Below are 2,683 nucleotides of genomic sequence, written 5' to 3' on the forward strand. Positions count from 1 at the left end.
CGTTCGGCACGCCGTACGGCACCGTCGAGTTCGAGGGCGCCAGCATTCCCGTCCCGGTCGACGATCGGACGCTGCAGAAAATCTGCGAGATCACCGACGGCCAGGCGTTCCATGCCGACAGCCTGGAATCGCTCAAGAACGTCTATACGACGCTGCAGCACCAGATCGGCTACGAAACCGTGAAGGGTGACGCGAGCCTGGCGTGGATGCTGCTCGGTGCGTTCGTGATGGCCGGCGCGGTATTGGCGGGCCTGTTCCTGAATCGCCGGCTGCCCGCCTGAGCGATCAGGTGGGAAGTCTTCGGTTGATCAGCAGCGCCAGAGCCGTCGCCACCAGCGCGACGACGACCCCGAGGCGCAGCCAGCCCGCACTGCCCGGTCCGGGCACCGTGCGATACCCGATCTCGTTCTCGATGGCGTCGTAGTCCTTGTTGAGCTGCTCGAGATTGGTGGCGGTGTAGGACTGCCCACCGGAAAGCTGCGCGATCTTCTTCATCTGGTCCGTGGAGACGGGCACATTCACCCGCTGGCCGTCCATCTCGATGCTGCCGGTCTTGGTGCCGAACGTGATCGTGGAGATGGGAACCCCTTGATCCTTCGCCAGGCGCGACGCGGTGTAGACGCCGTCGCGTGGGTCGCTGGGGTTTTGCGGCTTGTTCTCCCCGCCGTCCGACAGCAGCACGATGCGCGCGGGCGGCGGCTTGTCCCCACCCTGAACGGCCGACGCGCTGATCGCGTGTAGGGCGGTGAAGATCGCCTGGCCCGTCGCCGTGCTGTCGGCGAACTCGAGCTTCTTCAGGGCCTCGATGGTCGCCTGATGTTGCGGGGTCGGCGGCACCAGCAGGTACGGGACGCCCGCGAAGCCGACGAGCCCGAGATTGATGCCCGGCGTCAGCTGGTCGGCGAACTGCTTGCCGGCCTCCTGCGCGGCGGCCAGCCGATTCGGAGCGACGTCGGTGGAAGCCATGGACTCCGAGACGTCGATGACCAGCATGACGACCGCGCGGTTGAGCGGGATCCGGACGTTGGACGTCGGCCCCGCCATCGCCGTGGTCAGCAACACCAGCGATGTGGCAAGCAGGATCGTGGGCAGGTGCCGCCAGCGGCCGGGGTGACGCGGCGCGACGCGCTCGAGCACATCCATGTTGGCGAAGCGCAGCACCCGCCGGCGGCGGGCGAATTGCTGGACGACATAGATGCCTATCACCAACAGCACGGCCAGCAGGAACAGGAAGAACCAGGCGTGCTGGAAGCCCGCCAGCGATACCGGGCCCAACAGCGGCAACTTCATGTTCAGCCACAGTATTCGTCAAACGCCGGCGGTGCACGGTCGCGGCGTCGCGATGAGTTTCGCCGCGGTTTGCGGTCTGTATCCCCAACACGCAACCGCACTCGAGGAGAGCATCATGACCGCCACCTACACCTTCGACGTCTTTTCCAGCCTCGACGGCTTCGGCGGCGTCAGCGGCGGCGACTGGGGCGGCTACTGGGGCAAGCAAGGCCCCGAACTGCTCGACCGCCGCCTCGCCCTGTACGACGAGAAGCAGCGAATGGTCATGGGCGCCAACACATATCGGCTATTCGCACAAATGCTGGCCGATAGCACCGAGGAGTCCGAGGTGCGCGACCCGTGGGTCACGCGGATGAGGCACCTGCCGGCGACGGTGGTGTCGACCTCCCTGGACGCACCGCTCGACTGGCCCGACGCGACCGTCGTGAGCGGCGACGCCGTCGACGTCGTCGCCCGACTCAAGGAGGAGTCAGAGGTGCCGTTGCGCTCGCACGGCAGCCTGTCGATGAACCGCGCGTTGATGGCCGCCGGCCTGGTCGATCGCGTCCAGGTGACGCTCTTTCCCGTGATCACCGGTCAGACCGGTGATGACCGGATCTTCCAGGGTGCGGCCGACTTCGACCTCGAGCTGATCGAGAGTCGAACACTCGACGGCAGCATCCAAGAACTCATTTACCGGCCCACCCTGCACGGCTAGGGCCCGTACGGTGACGACCCGGCCGTGCGCCACTGACACGAGCCGGTGAGTTTCAAGGTCGCCAGGTCCTTCAGCAGGAAGACGTCCGTGAACGGAGCACCGGCCTGGATCGGCTTGACGACGGGTGGCCCTCCGGCGGTAGACGTTTGTACCGCGCTGCAATCGCTACCGCCGAAACCGATCCAATGGCTGCCCGCGGTGACATCGTTCGCCGTCAACGTCGCCGGCGGCCCATACGTGTACCAGACGGTCGCGGGCCGTTGAACGGCGGCGAGGTGCGTCCATACGGCCATCGGGCCACCCGCCGGGCACAGCAGGACCTCGCCCTGTGGTGTGAACGTTTGCGAACCGTCCAGGGCCGCACTGCTGTCGCCGGAGCCGCGGCAGGCATTGCCAACTTTGGGTACGTGGTCCGCGTGTGCGATCCCGGTCGCGAGCAGCGCGGCAATGGCCGCGCCCGTGAGCGTGGCGACGGCCATGGTCATCCCGGCCCTCATGATTGGGGACGATAGGCCATCTTCGGTGACGGCGGATCTGTTTGGACAAAACGCAGCGGCGCTGCAACGAAAGTCTCTACGCCCCAACTTATTTCAGGTTCGCCCTGACGCGTGAACCAGTTTAGTTGTTTGTGGGTGGTGGTTGGGGTTGGAAGGGGTGATACCACCGCCAGTTGGCGCGTTCGCCGAGAGGCCCGGG

At 66.2% G+C, this 2,683-nt stretch carries 3 protein-coding genes and 1 pseudogene; 2 read left to right on the forward strand and 2 right to left on the reverse strand.

Annotation, left to right across the window (positions count from 1 at the left end):
• A pseudogene (locus A5745_RS18495) lies at nt 1-281 on the forward strand (hypothetical protein); the annotation flags it as partial.
• A 4-nt stretch (nt 282-285) separates the two neighbouring features.
• Here A5745_RS18495 and A5745_RS18500 read toward each other — a convergent pair.
• Nucleotides 286-1,290, reverse strand: a complete 1,005-nt coding sequence (locus A5745_RS18500) for a VWA domain-containing protein (protein WP_076117920.1) — start codon at nt 1,288-1,290, stop codon at nt 286-288.
• Between the two features lie 115 nt (nt 1,291-1,405).
• On the opposite strand from A5745_RS18500, the gene A5745_RS18505 reads away from it, so the two are divergent.
• Complete coding sequence (locus A5745_RS18505) at nt 1,406-1,987, forward strand: dihydrofolate reductase family protein (RefSeq protein WP_076117924.1); 582 nt, start codon at nt 1,406-1,408, stop codon at nt 1,985-1,987.
• On the opposite strand, the gene A5745_RS18510 is transcribed toward A5745_RS18505, so the two are convergent.
• On the reverse strand, nt 1,984-2,484 hold the full coding sequence (locus A5745_RS18510; protein WP_139329685.1) for a hypothetical protein: 501 nt from the start codon (nt 2,482-2,484) through the stop codon (nt 1,984-1,986). The two genes, A5745_RS18505 and A5745_RS18510, sit on opposite strands and share 4 nt — an antisense overlap.
• Nucleotides 2,485-2,683: the final 199 nt, after the last annotated feature.

Source organism: Mycobacterium sp. IS-2888 (genome assembly GCF_001954215.1).
Classification (GTDB): Bacteria; Actinomycetota; Actinomycetes; order Mycobacteriales; family Mycobacteriaceae; genus Mycobacterium.